Origin of the sequence: Abyssibacter profundi, from assembly GCF_003151135.1 — a bacterium.
GTDB lineage: Bacteria > Pseudomonadota > Gammaproteobacteria > Nevskiales > OUC007 > Abyssibacter > Abyssibacter profundi.
Window position 1 is genome coordinate 180,357 of record NZ_QEQK01000001.1, and the last position, 17,989, is coordinate 198,345.

Consider the following 17,989-nt stretch of genomic DNA (forward strand, 5'->3'; position numbering starts at 1 on the left):
GGTTGGCAGCAGGTTCGAAATGCTCGCGTAGTCTAAGGAAGCATCGGGGGAATCGCACGAACAGACAGGGTGCCACCAGGGAATCCCTTATCCTGCCCCCCGGTATCTCGTGTCTTCTGCGCCGCGCATGACCCTGCCCACCGACGCCGTCATCGGCCAAGCCGACTCGCTCAACCTCTGCTGGCCGGCCGGCAGCGACTTGCCTTGGGCACCCGCGGCAATGACATGGCTGCGATCGGCATTGCCGGCGGGCGTCTATCTGGCACTGGGGCCGGACCGTGGGGTCGAGGACATCCCGGATCAGCCCGATCAGGCCCCGGCCAGGCTGCGCAACACGCGACGTCGTGCCCAGTTTGCGGCCGGTCGGGCGCTGGCGCGGACGGCCCTGCAGGCTGCCGGCCTGGAGCAGCCGCCCCGCCTTCCCAGCCAGTCCTCGGGCGCACCCGAGTGGCCCACCGGGATGGTCGGTGCCATCACCCACACCGACGAGGTGGCTGCAGTCGCCGTCGCCCGGCGGGTGCAACTGGCAGGCCTCGGCCTGGACGTGGAGCGGCGCCGAATATTAAGTGATGGCTTTGAGGCGCACGTCTGCGTCGGCATGGAACGCCGGGACAATACCCTGGATGCGTTAGCACGATTCTCCGCCAAGGAGTCGATATACAAGGCCTTGGCCCCCCTGGGCATCGCACCGCTGCGCTTCCACGACGTGGCGGTCACCGCCCAGGATCACGCCCTGCACTTTTCAGCCACCCCTCAGTGCCGCTGGCGCGACAGCCTGAGCAGGCTGCGCGGACTCTGGTTGTCGGGCCCCAGCCATGTGCTGACCCTGGTCTGGCTCGGCGGGCCGCCGCCTGCCCCTGATGAAGCCTCACGCCACCAGTAAAGCAGCCAGACCGAGAAAAAGCCCCAGGCTAACCACATCGGTGGCCGTGGTCAGAAAGATGCTGGATGCGGTGGCGGGGTCTGCGCCAAGACGCTTGAGCACCAGCGGGACGGCCACACCGACCACGCCGCTGAGCAGACAGCTGCCCACCATCGCCAGGACCACCACGGCCGCCAGCATGGCTGCGCCTGGCGTACCGGTCACGGTCGCGTAAATCCACATACCCGCTGCGGCGGACAGCCCGGTGAGTAAGCCATTGAACAGGCCCAGCGTCGCCTCTTTGCGTAGGACGCGCGCCACCGCCGAGCGTGGCAGTTCGTCCAAGGCCAATCCGCGCAGGGTCACGACCATGGCCTGACAGCCGGTGTTGCCCGCCTGGCCGGCCAACACCGGCAAGAACGCAGCCAGAATGACGATGCGTTCCAGGGTGCCCTCGAACAGGCCGACGACGGCGGCTGCGGCGAATGCCGTGACCAGATTCACCTGCAACCAGGGGTGGCGTAGCTTGAGCGACTGCGGCCAGGGCGTGCTGACCTGTTCGTCTTCGTCCACACCCACCATCCGCCCAGGCTGGGCCGACAATTCGTAGGCGTGCTCCTCGAATAGCGCATGGCCGGGCACCACGCCCAGCAGACAACCTGCTGCATCGCAGACCGGGTACACCGGGTAATGGCGATGCACCATGGCCCGCATGGCGTCTTCTACCGTGGTCTCGGGCGTGAGAAAAAAGGGGTCGGGCAGCATGATGGCGGTCAGCGCCGCAGAGGCATCGGCGAGCAGCAGATCCCGCATGGTCACCACCCCGACCAGCCGCCGATCCTCGACCACATAGACATAGGTCACCAGTCGACCTTGACTGGCCGAGCGCACGGCATCGATGACCGCGTGAACGGCATCGGTCGGCGCCGCCGTCAGCGGGGCCGTCACGGTCAACGCCCCCACCGTATGCTCGGTGGCATCCGGGATGGCGGGTTCTTCCGAGCTGACCGACCCGCCCGACGCGGTGTCCAATCGATGTCGCAGGTCTGCGGGCAGTGCGCCCAGCACCCGCCCGCGATCCTGCGCCGGCAGTGCCGCCAGCAACCTGGCGATCTGATCTTCCGGCTGCCGGCACAGCAGCCGCGCGGCGTCAGCCGGCGCGCGATCGCGGATGCTGCGCAGCAGCTGGGCATCGCGATCCGTAAGGGGCTCTCGGGGGGCGGCAGAACTCGGCGTCATGGTTTTTCCAGCAGAGCACGGAACAGGATGCGTCGCGCCATGGGCGCCCGCGCAGCATAGGCAGTCGCCGCGAGGTCGCCAACAGGCCACGCGGTGTCCGCGGTGGGTTGAGGAATGAACCTGGCCGGCCCTAAGGCGTCGGCGGCGCCAGAAACACCGGATTGCCGATGACCGTCACGACCTGCGAAGTGGCGATTTCGAGACGCACGGCAGTGCCGAGCGGGCCGGAGCCGGCGTCACGCGTCACCGCCCAGGAATCGACGAAGGGATCACCGATGACCGGCACCACGCGGGCCAGCCGCCCGTCCACGATGTAGCGCAGCTGCTGTCCGGCCCCGCCCGTGATGGTGGTGGTCACCGTGGCTTCGTCAGCATGGACGGTATCCCCATAAATGCCTTGTTGACCATCGGCGGTCGCCACCTGCATGACCGCGACGGGTGAGCGCTCCACACCCAGCGTGCGGATGTAGGCATGGCCCGCGCGTATCGCCGTTTTCAAAGCGGCACGCGATAGCGATTCCGCAAAAACAGCCGTCACCGAACTTCCATAGCCCTTGCGAGCACGCTCTTCAGGCGCATCGACCCCCTTGGAATCCGAGCCTGAAACCGCCGTGGGCACGGCCCCCTGCGCGATGAGGGCATCCCAGCGCTGCAGGGCTGTCAACGTGAATGGATTCTGGATTTCGCCCGGGATCGGCAGTCCCAGCTCGGCGCCGGTCACCAGCGCCGGACCGTTCTGGATTTCGATGGTGTCGACCCGGGACCAGTCGATCGCGTCATCCAGCGTGAACGCGCAGCCGCGACAGAAGTTCTCGAACAGCGGTCCTTCAAACGTGGTGGGGTGATTCACGCCGAACAGGGCGCCGGCCGCCAAGGTTTGCTGCTGCACGTCACCCAGACTGATGTCTTCGAAGCCGTGTCGGTATTCGATCACCTCCGGGGTTTCTCCAAAGCTGTTGACGTGACCGAAGTAGGTAATGACCTCCCGGCCGGGCCAGATCAGCAAATCCGGATGGGCGCGCTGAACCGGCCCCAGTTCAGCCCAGTGCCGGCCGGTGACGTACTCGGTCAACATCAGAAAATCGAGCTGGGCAGCACGCGCCTGCGCGATCAACGCGTCCCAATCTGGTGCAGCCGGGTTGGAGTGAAAGCCATGCATGTGGAAATCACCGTGGTACCAGCCGGGCTGGTTCCGGGCCACATGGTGGGGATCGACCGGATCGGCCATCGGCTGTTGGCTGCCGTCGTCCCTGAGGCATTCCACGCGCAGCTGCCACTGGGCACCGCCCGGTGCCACCGCGGCAATGCCCAGCTCGACAAACCAGACACCCGGCTCGATGGCCCCGGGCGTGTAGCCGCGATCGGCGCTTTCGGCGGTGATGTAGACCGGATCCCGACCCTGATCCAACCGCCCTTGCCGGCTGCCCGACCAGCCCCGAAACCCAGCGGGATTGCGATAACCCCGTTGATCCCAAAGGCCGAGATCCAGCGTCGTGGCCGTGAGCGGCGTCGCAGGCAGGGGGCCGGTCTCCGCCCAGCCATACCCCACCTCAATGCGGCCGGTCCCGGCCGCCACCGACACCGGGAACAGTTGATAGGTCTTGGCCTCGGCCGGGTCGACCGACCCGGTCAATTCCAGCGCCGGCTCGCCCGGCGCGCAAACCGGTCGGTCGCCTGGCGGTTGATCGACCCCGAGATCTGCCCCACCCCCATCCGCGATCTGCGCACTCTGGCCGCAGGCAGCCAGCACGGACAACAGGCAAAGGCCTGTCAGGCGCCTGATCTGGGCCATGATCAAGGCTGGGGTGATATGTCGATTGCGCATCGGCAGACCGTCGGTCGAATAGGGGCTGGAGAGCCCGAGCGAGGGCACTACAGTAACCGCTTCCTCTTGCATGGGAATGACAGCGATGACAGCGCAGCCTCGGTGGTGGGTGCGTCGGTATGCGGGCTGGGTCTCACTGGCCTTGCTGGCGGGCTGCGCCACGCCGGCCGATCACTGGCCGCCGACCAGCCGCGCCGCCTTGCTCGCCGAAGATCGGGCCTTTTCGGCGCATTCCGCCACCCATGGCTTCGCCGACGCGCTGGCCACTTATCTCGTCGAGGATGCAATCCGACTGCCCCAGGATGCGCCACCGGTCTTTGGTCGCCCCCATATCGTCGCGACCATGACCTCATCAGCCGACGCATTCGTGGTCAGCTGGCAGCCGGAAGACGGCCAGGTGGCTGCATCGGGCGACCTCGGCTGGACCTGGGGGCGTTATGTCGCCACCGATCGCGCCAGTGGCGCCCCCGTGGCCAGGGGCAAGTACCTGAATATCTGGCAACGACAGCCAGATGGCCGCTGGCGGGTCAAAGTCGATGCGGGCAATCAAACGCCGATGCCGACGCCGGGCGGGCCTGACGGCGCCCCATGACCGGGTTGGCACGCATTTGGTATGGTAGAAGCCATACCAGTCCCTGTTTGGGCCTGAACCATCTATTAAGCAGCTGACAGGTTCGGACGGTGCCCCAGAACGCATCGCCGCGCGTGTCCGATCTGCAGGAGATCACCCCAATGCTGAACCGTACACCGCGATTCCTGGGCGCGGCGGCCGCCGCTATTGCCGTTGCAACTCTCGCCGCCTGTGGTGGCGGCCAACCCCGCACCAATGCGGATGGCACGCCCATGAAGGTCTACCGCCATTCCATGGACGGTGCGCCGGTGAATCTCGATCCGGTGCAGTCGGCGGTGATCTACTCCAATTTCGTGGTGCTCAACACCTACGACACGCTCTACAGCTACAAGTATCTGACCCGACCCTACGAGCTCAAGCCGAACCTGGCCAAGGCCATGCCGGAGGTCTCCGAGGATGGCCTGACGTACACCATTCGTATGAAGGAAGGCTCGGGTTTCATCGACGATCCCGCCTTTGCCGATGGCAAGGGACGCGAGGTCGTCGCACAGGACTTTGTCTACTCCATCAAGCGTCACTTCGACCCCAAGAATCGCTCGCAGGGCGCCTGGCTGTGGCAGGGCAAGATTGTCGGCCTGGATCAGTGGAAAGAAGACGGTGCGGACTACGATGCCGAGATCGAGGGCCTCAAGGCACTGGACGACCACACGATCCAGATCAAGCTGGTCAAGCCCTTTCCGCAGCTGACCTACACGTTGGCCATGGGATTTGCAGCGCTGGTGCCTCACGAGGCGGTCGAGGCCTATGGTCGCGAGCTGTCGGTTCGACCGGTCGGCTCCGGACCCTTCAAGCTCGAGCGTTTCTCCACGGCCAAGGCCGTGTTCGTCCCCAACCCGAACTACCGCCAAGAGCCTGTTGACCTCGCGGCCGAAGGCTACGATCCGGCGCTGCACGCCGACTACGGGCTGGAGGCCATCGACGGCAAGGCCCCACCCTTCGTCGACCGCCTGGAAATCGATTTCATTACGGAAACCGCCTCCCGTTGGGCCTCTTTCACCTCCGACAAGGAAGTGCAGTACTCGCATGTTCCGGTGGAGCAAGTGGACAGCGTCCTGGCATCGAAGCAGCCGCTGGAACTGAAGCCGGAATGGAGCGACCGCTACCATTCTGCCCACGGCACCGAGGCCGGTTTCGTCTACACCTACTTCAATATGGATCGGCCGGCGCTGGGGACCAGCGACGATCCCGAACAGGATGCTAAGAACAAGGCCCTGCGCTGCGCCATGGTCGACGCCTTCTCCTGGGCCGAGCGCAATGCGCGCTTCTACTCCGGCATTGGCAATGTGTTCCCCGGTGTCATCACCCCGGTCGTGCCGGAGTTCGACCCCAACACGCCGCGTGATTCGGTGACGCAGGATCTGGCGGCCGCCAAACAGGCACTTGAGGACGCCGGCTGGACCCCGGAAACCCTGCCGGAAATCGTCTATGGCCACGTGGCCAGCGTGACCAACCGCCAGATGTTCGAACAGTTCCGTGGCTTCATGGCCGAGCTGGGCTTCCCGGTCGACAAGGTTCGCGGCGAGAGCTACGCCACCTTTGGCGACTTCAACAAGGGCATCAAAACCAACCAGTTCGACGTGGGCGGCCTGGGCTGGGGCCTGGACTACCCGGATGCCGAGAACACCCTGCAGCTGTTCTACGGACCGAACCGCACACCGGGCTCGAACAACGCCAACTACAGCAACCCAGAGTTCGATGCGCTGTACGAGCAGACCGCCGTCATGCAGCCCGGCCCGGAACGCACCGCGATCTACCGGAAGATGAACCAGATGGTGATCGATGACTGCGTGGCGCTGACCGGCCTGTCCCGCACCCGCATCTATCTGTGGCACAAAGATGTCATCGGCGTGCCGGACCGCGAGATTCTCGGTGGTTTCTGGCTCAAGTACGTGGACGTCAAGACCGACGCCGGGGCCTAGAGCATTCAGCCAGTGTTGACGCCGGGCACCTGCGTGCCCGCGCGTCGCCTTTGGCTCTTGCCATCGCGACTCATCGCTTAGACGGACGCTCATGGACACGCTGCAATACGCGCTACGCAAGCTGATCACCGGTATTCCACTGGTGCTTGGTGTGACCTTTATCAGCTTCGTGCTGATGGTCTACTTCGGCCCCGACAAGACCTATGAACTGATCGGGAAAAACGCCACACCGGAGCAAATCGCCGAGATCCGCGCGGAGCTGGGTTACGACCAGCCGTTCTTCGTGCGCTATGGCGATTACCTGCGCGAGTTGGTCACCCTGGACTTTGGCTACTCCGACTCCACGGGCGAGCGGGTGTCGCGGATTCTTGCGCGGACGATTCCGATCTCACTGGCGTTGACGCTACCGGGGTTCATCATCGGCAACGCCCTGGGTGTGCTGCTGGCGCTTGTTGCCGGCTTCTTCCGCGGCGGGCTGATCGACCGGGGCATCATGGCCGGCGCCGTGGTGGGAATGTCGATCAGCTTTCTGATCATCATCATCGGCTTTCAGGTGTTGCTGTCATCCAGCTATGGCCTGAACTATTTTCCCGTTCGCGGCTGGGAGGTCTACAGCCTGGCGGATTATCTGTACTACGTGACGGTGCCGACCCTGGCGATCGTCTTCGTGTCACTGGGCTACAACACACGCTTCTACCGCGCCGTGATCGTCGAGGAGATGAACCGCGACCACGTTCGCACGGCCCGGGCCTTCGGCACACCACCGGCCAAGCTGTTGTTTCGTAACGTGTTGCGTAATGCGGCCATCCCGATTGTTACGCGCATCATGTTCTCGATCCCACTGGTCGTGATCTCTGGCAGCCTGCTCATCGAAAGTTATTTCGGCATTCCAGGCGTGGGCAAGGTGACGTATGACGCGATCACCACCGGTGACCAGCCCATTCTCAAAGCAGTGGTCGGTGCCACGGCTGTCCTGTTTGTTCTGACCCTGATCGCAACCGACGTGTTGTACAAGGTCATCGATCCCCGGGTATCACTCAAGTGAGTCACGCAGCCACCGATATTGCCGCGCCGACGCCACGCAAGCAGGGCGAGTCGCTCTGGGCGAAGGCTGTCGGCAAGTTCCGCCGCGACCGCTGGGGCATGACCTCCCTGGCCGTGGTCCTGGTCTATTTCGGGATTGCCCTGGGCGTCTGGGCCGGGCTCTGGGGCGACAACTGGAACACCCTGACCCCGACGATTAACGCCGAAGCCTCCGCCGAGCATTGGTTTGGCACAAATCGCAATGGGCAGGACATCTACGCGCGCGCCATCTTTTCGACCAAGACGGCCTTCGAGATCGGACTCGTCGTCGCCATTTTGTCGACCATCCTGGGTGCCATCCTCGGTGCGATCTCCGGCTTCTTCGCCGGACGCTGGCCCGATGAGGTGATCCTGTGGCTCAAGGGCGTCCTCGACTCGATTCCGTTTTATCTCTTTGTCGCGGCTGTCGCTTTTGCATTGCAGGGCTACGCGTTTTCCATGCACATCGCCATGGTCGCCACGTTCTGGACCACCACGGCCCGCCTGGTTCGCGCAGAAGTCATCCGGCTCAAGGGCTTCGAATTCGTCGAAGCCGCCCATGCCCTGGGCGTGCCGGAATGGCGCATCATCTCGCGGCACATCATTCCGAACACCACGCATATCCTGCTGGTGCAGGCGACCATCACGTTCGTCTCGGCGATCAAGAGCGAGGTCATCCTGTCGTTCCTGGGTCTGGGCGTGAAAGATGGCGTCTCCTGGGGGCTGATGATCTCGGAGTCGACCAACGAAGTGACCACCGGATTCTTCAACAACTTCCTCGCGGCATCGGCATTTCTGTTCGTGCTGGTGATGGCGTTCAACATGTTCTCTGACGCGTTGCAGGACGCGCTGGACCCCAAGAAGACCTGAGGCCAACGCGACCATGGCATTGCTCGAAGTCGACAATCTGCAGGTCGAGTTCTCGACCGAACGCGGTATCGCCCGCGCCATCGATGGCGTCTCCTTTTCCGTGAATGCCGGGGAAACCCTCGGCATCGTCGGGGAATCCGGCTGTGGCAAGTCAGTCACGTCGCTGTCGATCATGGGACTCATCCCCCGCCCGCCCGGCGAGATCGTCGGCGGCGAGATCCGTTTCAACGGACAGGATCTGACCCAGCTCAGCGACAAGGCCTACCGCAAGTTACGCGGCAGTGAAATCTCGATGATCTTCCAGGAGCCGATGACGGCCCTGAACCCGGTGTTCACCATCGGCAACCAGATCATTGATGTGCTGCGCCGGCACAAGGGTCTGACGCGTAAGCAGGCCCGCGCCCGCGCGATCGAGATGCTGGCCGAGGTCGGCATCCCGGCCCCGGACAAGCGCGTGGACGAATACCCGCATCAGCTCTCTGGCGGCATGCGCCAACGCGTCATGATTGCCATGGCCCTGTCCTGCGACCCCAAGCTGCTCATCGCCGACGAGCCCACCACGGCCCTGGACGTAACGATCCAGGCGCAGGTGCTGGAGCTGATCAAGAAACTGGCTGCCGACCACGGCACGGCGGTCATTCTGATCACCCATGACCTGGGCGTCGTTGCCGAGACCTGCGACCGCGCGGCAGTCATGTACTGCGGCAAGATCATCGAGCAGGGGCCTGTCGGGCCGCTGTTCAACCAACCGCGCCACCCCTACACCGCCGGTTTGCTGGCCTCGGTGCCGCGCATCCGGCCCGACCGGCTGCAGCGCCTGCCGACCATTCCAGGCATTGTGCCGGACCTGCTGGACCTGCCTCAGGGCTGTCGCTTTCGTGACCGCTGCAGCCAGGCGCTGGAGCGCTGCGGCAGCTTCGATCCGGAACTGGACGATAGCCCCGACACCGCCACATCGGCCGCCTGTTTCAACCCCAACCCCGTGACCTCCGCATGACTGCCCCGTTGCTTCGCGTTCGCGATCTGACCAAGCATTTCCCGGTCAAAGGTGGCCTGCTGCGCCGGACGGTGGCGCAGGTCAAGGCGGTCGATGGGGTGTCCTTTGACATCCAGCGGGGTGAAACATTGGGCCTGGTGGGCGAGTCCGGCTGCGGCAAATCCACCCTGGGCCGGGCGATTCTGCGCCTGCACGAACCCACTTCGGGATCCGTGGAGCTGGACGGCACCGATGTCATCGCAGCCGGTGGCGGCGAACTCAAGCGTCTGCGTCGCAACATGCAGATCATCTTCCAGGATCCTTTCGCCTCGCTGTCACCACGGCGAACGGTCTTTGAAACCCTGCGCGAGCCACTGGATGTGCACCGTATCGGCACCGCGGCTGAACGACGCAAGAAGGTCGAAGACCTGCTGGAAGTCGTCGGCCTGCGCCGCGCCGTGCTCCATCGCTACCCGCATGAGTTTTCGGGTGGCCAGCGACAACGTGTCGGCATCGCCCGAGCCCTGGCGCTAAACCCCAAGTTCATCGTGGCCGACGAAGCGGTGTCTGCCCTCGATGTCTCGGTGCAGTCGCAGGTGCTCAACCTGATTGACGATCTGCAGTCCGAGTTCGGCATCAGTTTCCTGTTCATTTCGCATGACCTGGCCGTGGTATAGCACATCAGCCACCAGGTCGGCGTGATGTACCTGGGCCAGCTGGTGGAGCGCGCGGGGGCAAGCGACCTGTACGCCGAGCCCAAGCACCCCTACACCCAGGCGTTGATGTCGGCCATTCCCGTGCCCGATCCCGGCAAGGGCAGCGAACGCATCGTGCTATCAGGCGATGTGCCTTCGCCGATGAAACCACCTGCAGGGTGTCCGTTTCATACCCGCTGTCCGGCCGCCATGGCGCACTGCTCACAGATCAAGCCGAAGCTGGAGAATGTCGGGAGCGAGGAGCGGCCTCACTGGGTCGCCTGCCATCTGCACAGTGATCCCGTGCCGGAGACGAACAACACCGGCGACTAGTTCATCAAATCGCCATGTCCTGGCGATACCTTGGCCCTGGGGAATGCAACCAGGAACCAGGGAATGGCGCGCACCGGCGACTCGGAAGCCATCACGCTTTTATGGCAGCTCAAGCGGGCATGTGATGCTTCGTCTGACAATGACCTGCCCTACATTCATTTCAGTGCGCTGCTGGGTAACCAGAACTACCGCGACAGCACCCTGACCGCCGCATCGACGTCAAGCGATCCGGCCGTCTCCGAGCTGGCACAGCGCATTCTCACGCTGGCGCCCACCGGCAGCTTGCTGCGCCAGGCCGGTGCCGACGCCATGAAACCCGGCAGCTTCGATCAAACCACCGAGTTCGAAGCCAGCCTGCACACCGCCCGCAAACGCCGGGTGATTCGTAGCGCCCTGACCGGGGCGACGGTTGTGGCCGGGTTGGCCCTGTTTGTGTTCCTGTTGCTGTCGCGACTGAACAACGGCCCCAGCGTGGACGAGATTGCCGGCAATCTCGAATCCAGCACGACCTGGAAGGCCGGCAAACGCGTGGTGCTCACGGGGCTGGTCTTCGTCGAGCCCGGCGTCAAACTCACCATCGAACCGGGCGTCACCGTGCTGGGTCAGCCAGGTTCGGCCTTGCTGGTCGCCAACGGTGCGGAGTTTCACGCCCGCGGACGGCCGGATGCCCCGATTGTGTTCACCAGTGCCCAGCCGGTGGGCACCCGCCAGGCGGGGGACTGGGGTGGCCTGGTGCTCATGGGCGATGCCCCGACCAACATCGGCATCGGCCGCATCGAGGGCGTCCCGGATAACGAACCGCTGGGGGCCTATGGCGGCCAGAATCCGGACGGCTCCTGCGGCGTCCTGGAGTATGTCCGCGTCGAGTTCGCCGGATTCGAGATCTCGGCCAACAACGAGCTGAACGGCTTGACGCTGGCCGGCTGCGGAGCCGGGACCATCGTCCGTCATGTCCAGGTCCACAGCCCGCTGGACGACGGCGTCGAGATGTTTGGCGGCACCGCGAATTTACGGAACCTGTTGATCACACGACCGGGCGACGATGCCTTTGACTGGGATCTCGGCTGGACCGGCAGCGTGCAATCGCTGGTCGTACAAATGGGCCGCGATGTTGGCGACAACGCGTTCGAAGGTGACAACAACGGCCCGGAGCCCGATGCCGAGCCACGCTCAAACCCGACCTTCATCAATGTCACGCTGGTGGCCGACCCCAACGCCCCGCGCGCCCAACGCGCCATGACCTTACGAGAAGGCACGGCCGGCACCTTCCGCAACCTCATCATTGCCGGGTTTAAGGACGAAGCCATCTCAATCCGGGATCGTTCGCAGGCGCTGGCCAGCGAGGGCCAGCTCAGCATCAGCCACGCCCTGTTCATCATGGACCGCAGCAATCGCCGCATCGACCGCGAAGACCCCGAGGGGTTTGATATTGCGGCCTGGCTCAACCAGCCGGAGTTGCAGAATCAAACCGTGGTCAACCCCGCCTATTTGTCGACCGCGCTAGACCCCATCGCCCCCTATTTCGCACCGGATATCGGCCCCGCACTGGCGGCCGTGGCCTCAATTCCACAAGGCGAGTTCTGGAACCGCGGCGCACGACATCGCGGCGGTGTGCGACCCGGTTCAGCAGATAGCTGGCTGAGCGGTTGGACTGCGTTCCCGCCCAACTGAGCTTGGCTTGCCGGCGAGGGCGCTAGCGCTCTCGCCAGCGAAAGCCCCAGGCGCCCAGTCCCAGACAGGCCACGGCAATCCCCGCCAGCACGAGCAGGTGGCCGGAGACCGCCATCAGCGAATCGCCATCCAGCATGATGCCGCGGGCGGCCTCCAATAAATGGGTGAGCGGCAGCGCCTGGGCCAACCACAGCACCGGCGTCGGCGCACCTTCAATCGAAAACCAGACGCCGGAGACCATCATCATCGGCCAGGTCACCAGATTGAGCAGGCCGTTGGCGAGTTCCTCGCTGGTCGTGCGAGCCGCCACGGTCACGCCCATGGCAATCATCGCGATGGCACCCAGCAGGGCCACCACCAGCAACGCGGCATGCGAACCGACCACCGGGAATCCGATGATCCACTCCGTCGCGACAAACACCCCGCAGGTCACCACCATGATGACCAACAATCGGGACAGCACCTGCGCCACCAGGAACTCGGCTGCCCGGACCGGTGTGGCGCTAAGACGCTTGAGATAACCGGCCTTGCGGTAGCGCACGATGACGTAGCCGACACCGAACAGGCAGGAAAACATCATGTTCATACCCAGAATGCCCGGCACCAACCAGTCGACATACCGGGTTTGTTCGCCGCTGACCACGGCGCGCTCCAGCGGACGGTCATCAAACCCGGCCAGCATCCTCTCCAGCGAATAGCCCTTGGGTGAGCTGCTGTTCACCCAATAGCGACGCGACCCAAAGTCGACCAGCAAATCGAGTTGATGGCGCTCCACCAAGCGCAGGGCACGTGCGTGATCAGCCTGGGCGACGAAATCCGTAAAGGCCAGCCCCATCAGCGGTTCGACTTCGGCGACGGGCAAGACCGCGTCTGGCGATTCCGCCACAACCCCCACCTTGTACAAGGCCTGACCATCCCCGGAAAAAATGGTCGCCAGCCCCAACACCAGCAATACGGGCAAGAGCAGATTCCAGCCCAGCGCGGAACGGTCCCGCAGAAATTCGACATTACGCGCATGCGTGATCGCGATAACACGTTGCAGCTTCATGATCGCAGCGCCTCGCCGGTGAGCTCGATGAACAGATCTTCCAGTGTGTGCTCGCGAATCAGCAGTTGCTGCAATGACGTGCCACTGCGGTGTAAGGCAGTCAGCGCGGCGTCGACATCGGCCACGACCGATTCCATGCGATCGCCAGCGGCCCGCCAATCGCCAGCAGCACGCTGCTCGGCTGACAAGGCCGTCTGCGGCAGGCTAAGCACCGCCCCACCAAAATGATGGGCCAGCAACTCCGATGGCGTGCCCTGGGCGATGATGCGCCCGTGATCCATGATCGCGATTCTGTCGCAGAGCTGATACGCCTCTTCCATGTAATGCGTGGTCAACACCACGGTCTTGCCGTCCGCCTTGATGGATTTCACCAGCGACCAGAAGTTACGGCGTGCCTGCGGGTCTAGCCCGGTGGTGGGCTCGTCCAGAAACAGCACGGCCGGGTCATTGATCAAGGCGATCCCCAGTAGCAGGCGCTGACGCTGCCCACCGGACAATTTGCGCGCATCGCGATCCGACAACGCCTCCAGCGCGCAACGCTGGAGCACCTCGTCAACAGGCAACGGCGCATCGTATAAGCGGGCAAAAAGCGTCAGGTGCTCCCGGACGGTGAGGAAATCCTGCAAGGCCGTGTGCTGAAACTGGATACCCGCCTCGGCGCGAAACCGCGGACCCAGCGCCTCACCCCGGTAGACCACCGAGCCGCGGCTGGGAACCTGAATGCCCTCCAGCAACTCGACGGTCGTGGTCTTGCCGGCGCCATTCGGTCCGAGCAGCCCCAGGCATTCGCCCACTGCGATATCCAGATCGATCCCCCGAACCGCGTGAATATCTCCGAAATGCTTATGTAACTGGCGCACCGACAGCGCGATGGGCTCTGGATTCACGTTTTCACCCGAACTGAACAAACGAAACAGCACTGCCGCATGACCCACACACGATGGTTGAAAGCGCCCACGAGCGGCCTCTGGCCCGCTACCGGACCGTGACAGTCCCGCAAGGCTTCCCTAGACTAGCTTGGTGGCTAGTCTGCAAATGGATTGCATTCACCCGAGGGAGCCTTTCCGGATGATTACTCGTTTTTGCCGATACGTCGGCGCCTGCGCCGTGGCTGCCGCTGCAGCCGTCCCCATGAGCGCGACCGCGCAGGAGTATGACATCGGTTTCGATGATCGCTATTTCCTGTCCGGTAGCGCCGGCTTCCTGGTCACCGACAGTGACGATCAGGACAACGGCGGCTCGGTCATGCTGACCGGGGGCAAGTTCATCGGCCACCGCACGGCGGTCGAGGCCTTCGCCAGCTACGGCGAGGTCGAGGTCGACCGCATCAGCTCAACCTACGAGCGGCTGGTTGCTGGCGGTCATTTCATGCTGTTCCTGAATGACTCGCGCCGCGCCCGCTTCTACGGGCTGTTGGGCGCTGGCCTGCACAGCATCAACTTCCTGGGCGAAGAGGTGTCCGGGCTGTCGTACAACGGCGGCGGCGGCATCATGTTCCGCCTGAACAACAACCTGGACCTGCGCCTTGAAGGGCAGTACCTCGTTGACCATATCGATGAAGAAGGCGTGCTGGTTGAAGACGACTTCTACACCTACCGCGCCACACTGGGCCTGCTCTACCGCATCGGCACCTGGCCACCACCGCCGCCGGATGCCGATGGCGATGGCGTTGCCGACCGCTTCGACGCCTGCCCCAACACGCCCCCCGGCGTGCTGGTTGATGAGCGCGGTTGCGCCGTGGATTCCGACGGCGACGGCGTACCCGACTTCCGCGACAAGTGCCCCGGCACCCCGCGCGGTGTACCGGTCGACAATGACGGCTGCCCGCTGGATGCCGACGGCGATGGTGTTCCGGACTTCCGCGATAAGTGCCCCAACACCCCGCTGGGTGTGCCGGTGGACCGCAACGGTTGCCCGCTGGACTCCGATGGCGATGGCGTGACGGACGCGCAGGACAAGTGCCCGAATACGCCGCAGGGCGTGCCGGTGGATCGCTTTGGCTGTGCGTTCGACACCGATGGCGATGGCGTCCCCGATTACAAGGACGATTGCCCCAACACCGCACCGGGCGTGGCCGTCAACGAGCGGGGCTGCTCGCTGGATCTGGATGGCGACGGCGTGCTGAACAAGGATGACCTGTGCCCCAACACGCTGCCGGGGCTGGAGGTCGACAAGACCGGCTGCCCGATCCGCAATCAGGAACTGATCCTCGACGGCGTGCACTTCGAGTTCAACAAGGCCACCCTGCGGCCCGACGCCAGAACGATCCTGGATCGCGTGGCCAAGTCGCTACGCGATCAGGTGGACGTCAAAGCCGAGATCGCCGGCCACACGGACTCCATCGGTTCTGCCGCCTACAACCAGAAACTGTCGCAGGAGCGCGCAGCCTCGGTCCGTAGCTATCTGATCAGCAAAGGCGTCAGCCCGGACAACCTGATCTCCAACGGCTATGGCGAGACCCAACCGATCGCCACCAATGACACGGAAGAGGGCCGCGCCCGCAACCGTCGCGTGGAACTGCGCCTGGCCGAATAGCCACCAGGCCACGTTGCAACACCAGCCCGGGTGACTTCCACCCGGGCTTTTTTTTGGGCACCATCTGCCTGAGCATTGCCCGACCACCAGGGCGGGCCTGGACCGGCCCGTCACGATCACGCACGGGATCGCGGTCAGCGGCAGCGTCCGGCACCCGGATCGGAGTAGCAGCCCCATCAGTCTTTCCAGCCTTTCAGATGTCGCAACCGGCCTGCACGAGGCCGAGCAAGAAGCCGGATCCGCTCGTGTGCTGCTACTGGCCAGCGACCCCGATGTCGGACAGCTCATCCAGCGAGAACTGCGCAACCGAGGCGTGTCCATCTACGTGTTGCAGCGTCGTGTGGATGATGATCTGACGGTTTGCATTCGCAGCGAGCATCCTCTGCTGCTGATCATTGATCCGTCGCTGGAGATTGACACGGTCGCCTGGTGCGAAACCGCCCGTGCGACCGACCCCATGCTGTCGGTGCTGCTGCTCGACGGGCCAGACGATGCGCCTGTGGCCGACACCCTGCTCGCCCACGACGCCCGCGACTGGCTACGGTCCAACCAACCCGACACCCTGGCCTTTGTCTTGGCCAGAGAAATCGCTTACGCCAAGACCCGGCGCAGCCTGGCCCAGCGTGAACAGGAAACCCGCCTGCTCCAGGCGCAGCAACGCGTGCTGCTACGGGACATGGGCGTGGCCATTGCGCTCATCAGCGATGGTGTGGTCATCGAGGCCAACGAACCGTTTGCGCAACTGGTTGACGAGTCCGAACCCGAAGCGCTTCCGCTGCTGGACCTGATCGACCCGGCCCACCAGCTCGAGATGCGCGACACCCTCGCCGCGCTGCTCAAGGGCAAGCTCACGTCGGCAGAACTGAATATCCAGTTCGCTGGCAGTCGTGGCCGGCCGCTTCGGGTGGCGCTGCGGCGGATAGAGCGTGATGGCGATGCCTGCGTGGAGTTGGTCGGAACCCCCAATCGTGAACGCAGCGAGCCCCAGATGGGGGTCCGTGCCCGATTGATCGCGGAAGCAAACCACGCTGCCCACGATGGCTCGACCGACGTGCTTGGCCTGCTCGACCTGCGCATTCTCGAAACCGAAGCCCTGGAAGCAGAATTGGGCTTCAGCGAATTCGGTGAGCTCATCGAGGCCTGCGAGCATTTTCTCCGCTCGCTGCTGGACGGCGATGACCAACTCTATAACGTCGCCCCGGGTCGCAAAATCCTCCTGTACCGACGTGCGACGAACCAGCGCCTGAAAGCGACGGCAGATGAATGGATGCAAACGCTGGCGGACACCATCTTCCGGACTCAAACCCACCAAATGCACCTGCGCATGGCCGCCGTCGGCTTTGCCAACGAGCTCCATGAGGATGCGAGTCTTTGTCTGCGCCGGACGGCCCAGCAGTTCCGCGACGCGCCGCCGGAGCCGGGCCAGGTCATGCTGCTGGAATCCGACGACGCCGACCTCAAACGCCGCAAGTCGGACTTGGCTTGGCGCAAGCGCATCGAAGCCGGACTGCGTGATGGGGGTTTTTCGCTGAGCTACATGCCCATTCTCAAACTGGATGACGCCGAGGAACAGCAGTACGACGCCTTGCTGCGTTTGTCATCCAAGGATGGCAAGGAATTCCAGGCACGTGATTTCATCCAGGTTGCCGAGCGCACCGGACTCATCGTTGACCTGGACCGCTGCGTGGTCGATATCGCCATCGACCTACTCATGCAGCGTCGACGCGAGCAAGGCGGCAACATGCGCCTGTTCGTCAAGCTATCAGAACAAACCGTCGCCCAACCCCAGGCCTTTCTCCAATGGCTTCGCATCCGCCTGGTCGGCAAACCGGATGCCTATCGTCAGTTGGTTTTCAATCTGCAGGAATCGTTTCTGCAGAATCGGCTGGATCAGGCCATTGAATTATGCGACGGCATCCGCCACTTCGGCGCCGGCATCAGTATTGACTACTTCGGCACCGATGAGCGATCCAGCGAGTTGCTGGACGAATTGCTACCAGACTTCATCAAGCTGCACGCCACCTTCACGCACGCCGTTTCGCAGCCTGGCCCCAGTCAAAACCAAATGCGTGCGGTCATCGACAAGGCGCATGAAGAGCGTGTCGAAGTCATTGCGCAGCGCGTTGAAGACGCCGAAACCATGGCAGCGCTGTGGCAAATGGGCGTGCACTACGTCCAGGGCTTTCACATCAAGGGCCCCGATCCGTCTGGCATGGAATAACCACCGCACGTCGGTCGCGCCGAACTGGCCGTTGGTCACCGGGGTTTGTTCCGAATCGGACCGGCCAAGCAGGATGAGCCACGCAAGCGCGTGAATTATCAG

Annotated in this window: 15 protein-coding genes; 11 read left to right on the top strand and 4 right to left on the bottom strand. The window is 63.9% G+C overall.

Translation table 11 applies throughout. The annotated features are described in order from the left end of the window. The first annotated feature begins 127 nt into the window (after positions 1 to 127). Positions 128 to 883, top strand: a complete 756-nt coding sequence (locus DEH80_RS00840) for a 4'-phosphopantetheinyl transferase family protein (protein ID WP_109718575.1) — start codon at positions 128 to 130, stop codon at positions 881 to 883. Here the strand turns inward: DEH80_RS00840 and DEH80_RS00845 are convergent. Beyond that, a complete protein-coding gene (locus DEH80_RS00845) occupies positions 869 to 2,101 on the bottom strand; it encodes a magnesium transporter (protein ID WP_109718576.1) in 1,233 nt (410 codons plus the stop codon). The genes DEH80_RS00840 and DEH80_RS00845 overlap by 15 nt on opposite strands. A 130-nt stretch (positions 2,102 to 2,231) precedes the next feature. Continuing rightward, positions 2,232 to 3,926 carry a CehA/McbA family metallohydrolase gene (locus DEH80_RS00850; RefSeq protein WP_109718577.1) on the bottom strand — a complete coding sequence of 565 codons (1,695 nt, stop codon included), beginning with the start codon at positions 3,924 to 3,926 and terminating at the stop codon, positions 2,232 to 2,234. An 85-nt stretch (positions 3,927 to 4,011) separates the two neighbouring features. Here DEH80_RS00850 and DEH80_RS00855 point away from each other — a divergent pair, with 85 nt between their 5' ends. From DEH80_RS00855 to DEH80_RS00885, 8 genes are all read left to right on the top strand, one after another. Continuing rightward, entirely contained in the window at positions 4,012 to 4,518 is a 507-nt protein-coding gene (locus DEH80_RS00855; RefSeq protein WP_165831210.1) for a YybH family protein, read from the top strand. Between the two features lie 140 nt (positions 4,519 to 4,658). Further along, entirely contained in the window at positions 4,659 to 6,476 is a 1,818-nt protein-coding gene (locus tag DEH80_RS00860; protein ID WP_133249068.1) for an ABC transporter substrate-binding protein, read from the top strand. A 91-nt stretch (positions 6,477 to 6,567) separates the two neighbouring features. After that, the gene (locus tag DEH80_RS00865) at positions 6,568 to 7,521 is read left to right on the top strand and encodes an ABC transporter permease (protein WP_109718580.1); all 954 of its coding nucleotides are present in this window, start codon (positions 6,568 to 6,570) and stop codon (positions 7,519 to 7,521) included. Then, positions 7,518 to 8,408: an ABC transporter permease gene (locus tag DEH80_RS00870; RefSeq protein WP_109718581.1), complete on the top strand. Its 891-nt coding sequence runs from the start codon at positions 7,518 to 7,520 to the stop codon at positions 8,406 to 8,408. The genes DEH80_RS00865 and DEH80_RS00870 overlap by 4 nt, the downstream gene beginning before the upstream one ends. A gap of 13 nt (positions 8,409 to 8,421) precedes the next feature. Beyond that, the gene (locus DEH80_RS00875) at positions 8,422 to 9,405 is read left to right on the top strand and encodes an ABC transporter ATP-binding protein (RefSeq protein WP_109718582.1); all 984 of its coding nucleotides are present in this window, start codon (positions 8,422 to 8,424) and stop codon (positions 9,403 to 9,405) included. Beyond that, complete coding sequence (locus DEH80_RS00880; protein WP_243412718.1) at positions 9,402 to 10,061, top strand: ATP-binding cassette domain-containing protein; 660 nt, start codon at positions 9,402 to 9,404, stop codon at positions 10,059 to 10,061. The genes DEH80_RS00875 and DEH80_RS00880 overlap by 4 nt, the downstream gene beginning before the upstream one ends. Positions 10,062 to 10,085: 24 nt before the next feature. Next, positions 10,086 to 10,412 carry an oligopeptide/dipeptide ABC transporter ATP-binding protein gene (locus DEH80_RS17885; protein WP_243412727.1) on the top strand — a complete coding sequence of 109 codons (327 nt, stop codon included), beginning with the start codon at positions 10,086 to 10,088 and terminating at the stop codon, positions 10,410 to 10,412. A 63-nt stretch (positions 10,413 to 10,475) separates the two neighbouring features. Beyond that, a complete protein-coding gene (locus DEH80_RS00885; protein WP_109718583.1) occupies positions 10,476 to 12,083 on the top strand; it encodes a beta-helix domain-containing protein in 1,608 nt (535 codons plus the stop codon). Positions 12,084 to 12,105: 22 nt separating this feature from the next. On the opposite strand, the gene DEH80_RS00890 is transcribed toward DEH80_RS00885, so the two are convergent. Then, positions 12,106 to 13,131, bottom strand: coding sequence for an ABC transporter permease (locus DEH80_RS00890; protein ID WP_109718584.1), 1,026 nt, complete (start codon positions 13,129 to 13,131; stop codon positions 12,106 to 12,108). Continuing rightward, positions 13,128 to 14,018, bottom strand: a complete 891-nt coding sequence (locus DEH80_RS00895; RefSeq protein ID WP_207774363.1) for an ABC transporter ATP-binding protein — start codon at positions 14,016 to 14,018, stop codon at positions 13,128 to 13,130. The genes DEH80_RS00890 and DEH80_RS00895 overlap by 4 nt, the downstream gene beginning before the upstream one ends. Before the next feature lie 181 nt (positions 14,019 to 14,199). Between DEH80_RS00895 and DEH80_RS17665 the strand changes: the two genes are divergently transcribed. Both DEH80_RS17665 and DEH80_RS00905 read left to right on the top strand, forming a co-directional pair. After that, entirely contained in the window at positions 14,200 to 15,666 is a 1,467-nt protein-coding gene (locus tag DEH80_RS17665; RefSeq protein ID WP_279323108.1) for an OmpA family protein, read from the top strand. A gap of 247 nt (positions 15,667 to 15,913) precedes the next feature. Continuing rightward, complete coding sequence (locus DEH80_RS00905; protein WP_109718586.1) at positions 15,914 to 17,887, top strand: EAL domain-containing protein; 1,974 nt, start codon at positions 15,914 to 15,916, stop codon at positions 17,885 to 17,887. The last annotated feature ends 102 nt before the right edge of the window (positions 17,888 to 17,989 follow it).